The sequence below is a fragment of the Aeromonas sp. QDB30 genome (assembly GCF_027707645.1).
GTDB classification, from domain to species: Bacteria; Pseudomonadota; Gammaproteobacteria; order Enterobacterales; family Aeromonadaceae; genus Aeromonas; species Aeromonas caviae.
In genome coordinates, this window is the sequence record NZ_JAPCIY010000123.1 from 1 (window position 1) to 6,447 (window position 6,447).

5 protein-coding genes and 1 pseudogene are annotated in these 6,447 nt (G+C 57.5%); 5 read left to right on the plus strand and 1 reads right to left on the minus strand.

The features are described 5' to 3' along the window. Positions 1 to 131: 131 nt before the first annotated feature. A complete protein-coding gene (locus PG896_RS20185; protein ID WP_082030023.1) occupies positions 132 to 1,139 on the minus strand; it encodes a substrate-binding domain-containing protein in 1,008 nt (335 codons plus the stop codon). Positions 1,140 to 1,339: 200 nt separating this feature from the next. Here PG896_RS20185 and galE point away from each other — a divergent pair, with 200 nt between their 5' ends. From galE to PG896_RS21270, 5 genes and pseudogenes are all read left to right on the plus strand, one after another. After that, a complete protein-coding gene (gene galE, locus PG896_RS20190) occupies positions 1,340 to 2,353 on the plus strand; it encodes a UDP-glucose 4-epimerase GalE (RefSeq protein ID WP_021141160.1) in 1,014 nt (337 codons plus the stop codon). Positions 2,354 to 2,413: 60 nt separating this feature from the next. After that, positions 2,414 to 3,472 carry a UDP-glucose--hexose-1-phosphate uridylyltransferase gene (locus PG896_RS20195; RefSeq protein WP_021141161.1) on the plus strand — a complete coding sequence of 353 codons (1,059 nt, stop codon included), beginning with the start codon at positions 2,414 to 2,416 and terminating at the stop codon, positions 3,470 to 3,472. Then, positions 3,469 to 4,617, plus strand: coding sequence for a galactokinase (gene galK, locus PG896_RS20200; protein ID WP_021141162.1), 1,149 nt, complete (start codon positions 3,469 to 3,471; stop codon positions 4,615 to 4,617). Before PG896_RS20195 ends, galK begins: the two co-directional genes overlap by 4 nt. A 20-nt stretch (positions 4,618 to 4,637) precedes the next feature. Continuing rightward, positions 4,638 to 6,050: a pyruvate kinase PykF gene (gene pykF, locus PG896_RS20205; RefSeq protein ID WP_042649215.1), complete on the plus strand. Its 1,413-nt coding sequence runs from the start codon at positions 4,638 to 4,640 to the stop codon at positions 6,048 to 6,050. Positions 6,051 to 6,076: 26 nt separating this feature from the next. After that, positions 6,077 to 6,369: pseudogene (locus tag PG896_RS21270) on the plus strand (IS1595 family transposase); the annotation flags it as partial. Positions 6,370 to 6,447 lie beyond the last annotated feature (78 nt).

Genomic DNA, 6,447 nt, shown 5'->3' on the forward strand with positions numbered 1-6,447 from the left:
GACTCATGATGAACCCTGTTCCATGGCTCCAGATGACAAACATGATCTCATATCAGGGACTTGTTCGCACCTTCCCTAGTTATTAGCACACAAAATGATTGACTTATGCCGCGGGGAAAACTAACAAGTTGTCATTCCGACATAGGACGAGCGACTGACTGACGATTTATTAGAAGTGGTGTATATATACGAGAGTGCTCGGGTGAAGACTCCCCACGAATCAAGGCAAGTGATAACCTTGTGGCCTGAGCTGCCATCAACTCAATAGGGTAACGCATAGTCGTTAGTTTAGGACGCAAATATCGAGCATAGATAATGTCATCAAAGCCTATCACGGACACTTCTTCCGGAACTTTGACTCCATTATCAGCCAGTACAGAGAGGGCGCCTGCCGCCATAGCATCATTGTAGGTTACTATAGCTGTAAGCTTTGCTCCTTTGGCGAGTAGGTTCAGCGTCGCCTGCTCCCCCCCTTCTTCATTTGGTTGGGCAAATTCAATCAACTCATCACTTGGAGCAATCCCTGCGCATATCAATGCATCCCGATAACCATTCAAGCGTGACTCTGCATCCTCGATAGGTCGATTTGAACCCAGATAAGCAATTTTGACATGTCCCTGCGCCAATACATGCCGAGTGGCTAACGTGGTTCCTTGCTGGTTATTCAATGCGATACAACGCACCTGAAGAGCTGGAATGTAACGATTAATCAATACCAAACCAGGAATGCGCTCAGCATATTGCAGCAATTCGTCATCAGATAATGCCTTGCTATGTACAACAAGCCCTTCACAACGGCGAGCAATCAACAACTCTATTGCTTCCCGTTCAGCGTCTGCTGTATGTCGTCCATTTCCCATCAACAAATGCAGCCCCTGCTCCGTAGTAACAGTGCCTACACCTTTCACCAATGCCCCAAAGAAGGGATCCGCCACGTCCCCAACAACAACACCAAAGGTATCACAACACTGGTTAGCTAGGGCCCTGGCATTTGCATTAGGAGTGTAACCAAGCTCAGTTATTGCTCTCTGCACTGCGACCCGGGACGCTGCGCTGGCTTTTGGCGAATTGTTCATCACTCGTGAGACCGTTGCCACCGATACATTGGCTAACCGAGCGACGTCCTTGATGGTACTCATACTGTTTTCACTCATTTTCACATTATAGTTAAACACTATTATACCCTTGAAAGTAATTGAAAAAATAGAGAAAAATGATCTTGCAATGTAGTCTCACACTAAATTAGTGTAACCGCTTACACTGATTTGTAGATGAGCTCACAGTTTACGTCGAGGCCTCTCGTTTAGACTGTTACCAATGTTTTTATATGGAGAGCAAGATGAATGTTCTAGTCACCGGCGGTTGCGGATATATCGGCAGCCACACCTGTCTGGCCCTGCAAGCGGCAGGCATGAATCCCGTGGTGGTCGACAACCTCGGCAACAGCAAGCGCAGCGTGCTGGCCCGAGTCGCCGCCATCAGCGGCCAGCAACCCCAGTTCTATCAAGGGGATATTCGCGATGCCGCCCTGCTGGAGCGGATCTTCGCCGAGCAACAGATCGATGCAGTGATCCACTTTGCCGCCCTCAAAGCGGTCGGTGAATCGACCCGCATTCCACTGGATTACTACGAAAACAACCTCGGCGGCACCCTCACCCTGCTGCAGGCGATGAAGCGGGCCAATGTGCACAATCTGGTGTTCAGCTCCTCGGCCACCGTCTACGGCGATCCCGCTAGCCTGCCGATCCGCGAGGATTTCCCTCGCTGCGCCACCAACCCCTACGGGCGATCCAAGCTGCTCATCGAGGAGATCCTCGAAGATCTGCAGCTGGCCGAGCCCCACTGGAGCATGACCCTGCTGCGCTACTTCAATCCGGTCGGCGCCCACGACTCGGGCACTATGGGTGAAGACCCGCAAGGGATCCCCAACAATCTGATGCCCTATATCACCCAGGTGGCCATCGGCCGTCGCGACTGCCTGTCGGTCTTTGGAAACGATTACCCCACGCCGGACGGCACCGGCGTGCGCGACTACATCCACGTGATGGATCTCGCCGAGGGGCACGTCAAGGCACTGCAACACTGCGCCGGCAAGGGTGGTGTACACACCTACAACCTGGGCACCGGCCAGGGCCAGAGTGTGTTGCAGCTGGTCACCGCTTTCTCTGCCGCCTGTGGCAAGCCGCTGCCATTTCGCATCGAACCGCGCCGCCCGGGCGATATCTCCGCCTGCTGGGCCGATCCGGCCAAGGCGCAGCGTGAGCTGGGCTGGCAGGCGACCCGGGACATAGACGCTATGTGCGCCGACAGCTGGCGCTGGCAATCCGCCAATCCGAACGGTTACGAAGAGTAGGTCTGCCTGCTCCCCGGTAATAAACGACTTTATTTTTCAATACATTATTCAGGAGAGATGATGTTCAACCCCGTCGATCATCCCCATCGCCGCTTCAACCCGCTGACCGGCCAGTATGTGCTGGTCTCCCCCCACCGGGCCAAACGCCCCTGGCAGGGACAGGTGGAGAAGGTGAGTCAGGCCCCCAAGCAAGCCCACGATCCCGACTGCTTCCTCTGCGCGGGCAACACCCGGGTCACTGGCGACATCAACCCCGACTACAAGAGCACTTTTGTCTTTACCAACGACTTCGCCGCCCTGATGCAGGATACCCCGGCCGCCGATAGCGCCAGCGATCCCCTGCTGAAGCTGGAAGCCGCCCGCGGCACCAGCCGGGTCATCTGCTTCTCGCCGGACCACGGCAAGACCCTGCCCGAGCTGCCGCTGCCCGCCATCGAGGGGGTGATCACCACCTGGATGGATCAGGTCGCCGAGCTGTCGGCCCAGTGGCAGTGGGTGCAGGTCTTTGAAAACAAAGGGGCAGTCATGGGCTGCTCCAACCCTCACCCCCACGGCCAGATCTGGGGCAGCGACTTCCTGCCCAACGAGATCGCCCGCGAAGAGCAGCACCAGCGTGACTGGCTGGCCGAGCATGGCCGCCCCATGCTGCTGGAGTATGTGGAGCGGGAGTTGGCGGATCGCTCGCGCATCGTGGTGGAGACCGAGCACTGGCTCGCCGTGGTTCCCTTCTGGGCCGCCTGGCCGTTCGAAACCCTGCTGCTGCCCAAGGCGCACGTCCCCTCCATGCTCAACCTGACCAAGGCCCAGCAACAGGATCTGGCAGTGGCGCTCAAGGAGCTCACCAGCCGCTACGATAATCTGTTCGAGTGCAGCTTCCCCTACTCCATGGGCTGGCACTTTGCACCGCCCAAATCGGATTGCCCCGAGGCGTGGCAACTGCATGCCCACTTCTATCCGCCACTGCTGCGTTCCGCCACCGTGCGCAAATTCATGGTCGGCTTCGAGATGCTGGCCGAAACCCAGCGCGACCTTACCCCCGAGCAGGCTGCCGAGCGGCTGCGCGCTCTGAGCCCCATTCACTACACCCAGACCAGCCACACCAATGAGGAGGCCCTATGACCCCCAACCAACGTGTCAGCACCGTTTTTGCCGAGCAATTTGCCAAAGCGCCCGATCTGCTGGTGCGCGCCCCCGGCCGCGTCAACCTCATCGGTGAACATACCGACTACAACGACGGCTTCGTGCTGCCCTGCGCCATCGACTACGAGACCTGCGTTGCCATCGGCCTGCGCGATGACCGGCAAGTACAGGTGATCGCCGCCGACTACGACAATCAGCGCGACCAGTTCGACCTCGACCAGCCCATCGAGCACCACCCCAGCCAGCGCTGGAGCGACTACATCCGCGGCGTGGTGAAATATCTGCAGGAGCGCGGCTATACCCTGCGCGGCCTCGATCTGGTGGTCTCCGGCAACGTGCCGCAGGGGGCGGGACTCTCCTCCTCCGCCTCGCTGGAAGTGGCGATCGGTCAGGCCTTCAAAGAGGCGCTGGGGCTCGACATCAGTCAGGCCGAGATCGCCCTCAATGGCCAGCAGGCGGAGAACAAGTTCGTCGGCTGCAACTGCGGCATCATGGATCAGATGATCTCCGCCAGCGGCAAAACCGATCATTCCCTGCTGCTCGACTGCCGCTCGCTGGAGACTCGCCTCATCCCCATGCCGGCGGATCTGGCGGTGCTGATCGTCAACTCCAATGTGCGCCGCGGTCTGGTGGACAGCGAATACAACACCCGTCGCCAGCAGTGCGAAGAGGCCGCCCGTCACTACGGGGTCAAGGCGCTGCGCGACCTCGATCTGGCCGGACTGGAAGCGGGCAAAGCCGGGCTGGATGAGGCCTGCTATCGCCGTGCCCGCCACATCGTCGGTGAAAACGCCCGCACCCTGGCGGCCGCCGATGCGCTGGCGAGCCACGATCTGACCCGCCTCGGCGAGCTGATGGCCGAGTCGCACGCCGCCATGCGCGATGACTTCGAGATCACAGTGCCCGCCATCGACGGTCTGGTGGAGATCATCAAGGCCAGGATCGGCACAGATGGCGGCGTGCGGATGACCGGCGGCGGCTTCGGCGGCTGCGTGGTCGCCCTGCTGCGCCCGGAGAAAGTGGCCGAGGTGATCGCAGCAGTCGAAGCCGAGTATCCGACAGTCTCTGGCTTAAAGGCTGATTGTTATGTTTGTCGGTCAACTGATGGTGCTTGTAGAAATTAAATAAAACTAGGAACTCAAAAATGAAAAAGACCAAAATTGTCTGCACCATCGGTCCGAAGACCGAATCCAAAGAAATGCTGGCCAAAATGCTGGACGCCGGCATGAACGTCATGCGCCTGAACTTCTCCCACGGTGACTACGCCGAGCACGGCAGCCGCATCAGCAACCTGCGCGCTGTAATGGCCGAGACCGGCAAGCACGCAGCTATCCTGCTGGACACCAAGGGTCCGGAAATCCGTACCATGAAGCTGGAAGGCGGCAACGACGTCGCGCTGGTCGCTGGCCAGACTTTCACCTTCACCACCGACCAGACCGTGGTTGGCAACAAAGACAAAGTGGCGGTGACCTATGCAGGTTTCGCCAACGATCTGCGCGTCGGCAACCGCATCCTGGTTGATGACGGCCTGATCGGTCTGGACGTCATCGAAATCACCGGGCGCGAAGTTATCTGTAAAGTGCTGAACAACGGTGACCTGGGCGAGAACAAAGGCGTTAACCTGCCGGGCGTCTCCATCAAGCTGCCGGCCCTGGCCGAGAAAGACAAGCGCGACCTGATCTTCGGTTGCGAGCAAGGCGTTGATTTCGTTGCTGCTTCTTTCATCCGTAAGAAAGAAGACGTTCTGGAAATCCGTGAGCACCTGAAAGCCCACGGTGGCGAGAACATCCAGATCATCTCCAAGATCGAAAACCAGGAAGGTCTGGACAACTTCGACGAGATCCTGGCTGTTTCCGACGGCATCATGGTTGCTCGTGGCGACATGGGTGTAGAGATCCCGGTTGAAGAAGTTATCTTCGCCCAGAAGATGATCATCGCCAAGTGCAACAAAGCCCGCAAAGTGGTTATCACTGCCACCCAGATGCTGGACTCCATGATCAAGAACCCGCGTCCGACCCGCGCCGAAGCTGGTGACGTGGCCAACGCCATCCTGGACGGTACCGACGCAGTGATGCTGTCCGGTGAATCCGCCAAGGGTAAGTACCCGCTGGAAGCCGTGACCATCATGGCCACCATCTGCGAGCGTACCGATGCCGTGATGCCGTCCAACCTGTCTGCTGCCAACGACAGCAACAAGCTGCGCATCACCGAAGCCGTATGTAAAGGCGCCGTAGAGACCTCCGAGAAGCTGGACGCCCCGCTGATCGTGGTTGCTACCGAAGGCGGCAAGTCTGCCAAGGCCATTCGCAAGTACTTCCCGAAAGCCTGGATCCTGGCGATCACCACCAACAAGAAAACTGCTGCCCAGCTGGTGCTGACCAAGGGTGTGGTTGCTCACGTGGTTGACAGCATCGCCTCTACCGACGATTTCTATCGCATCGGTAAAGAAGCCGCGCTGGAAATCGGCATGGGTCTGAAAGGTGACGTGGTTGTGATGGTCTCCGGTGCTCTGGTACCGAGCGGCACCACCAACACCGCTTCTGTTCACGTTCTGTAACGATTGCCTAGCAAACTTTAGGCTACTGGCGTCATCGCTTTTGCGTGCGATGACCGGACATCAAGCCACACGGGAAGAAGGTATCGTTGAGGTTGACGAGACCTTCTCCCTTGACTCTTTAGAGGGACAACGGGGACTATCACATTCGGCACAACATCGTGGTGGTCAAGGTCGAACTCATGGAACCGGGCGGGTTGCATCACATTAATGGTGGTCCTTGGCGCTTGCAAGCCACCACGCAGATTTACTGTTGAAAACGCTGAATGCCAAGACGTTGATAGCAGTCTTGACATCTCTGCTCTCACCGAATCCAGTCGTGTCTCATGTACAGGATCTTTAGCAGCAACCAATTGAAATAGATATAAAAATGGCTTCGATTGTGATCTGATTTTATCGC

Coding starts and splice junctions, on each gene's coding strand:
- PG896_RS20185 (WP_082030023.1), bottom strand. CDS start 1,139: ATGAGTACCATCAAGGACGTCGCTCGGTTAGCCAATGTATCGGTGGCA.
- galE (WP_021141160.1), top strand. CDS start 1,340: ATGAATGTTCTAGTCACCGGCGGTTGCGGATATATCGGCAGCCACACC.
- PG896_RS20195 (WP_021141161.1), top strand. CDS start 2,414: ATGTTCAACCCCGTCGATCATCCCCATCGCCGCTTCAACCCGCTGACC.
- galK (WP_021141162.1), top strand. CDS start 3,469: ATGACCCCCAACCAACGTGTCAGCACCGTTTTTGCCGAGCAATTTGCC.
- pykF (WP_042649215.1), top strand. CDS start 4,638: ATGAAAAAGACCAAAATTGTCTGCACCATCGGTCCGAAGACCGAATCC.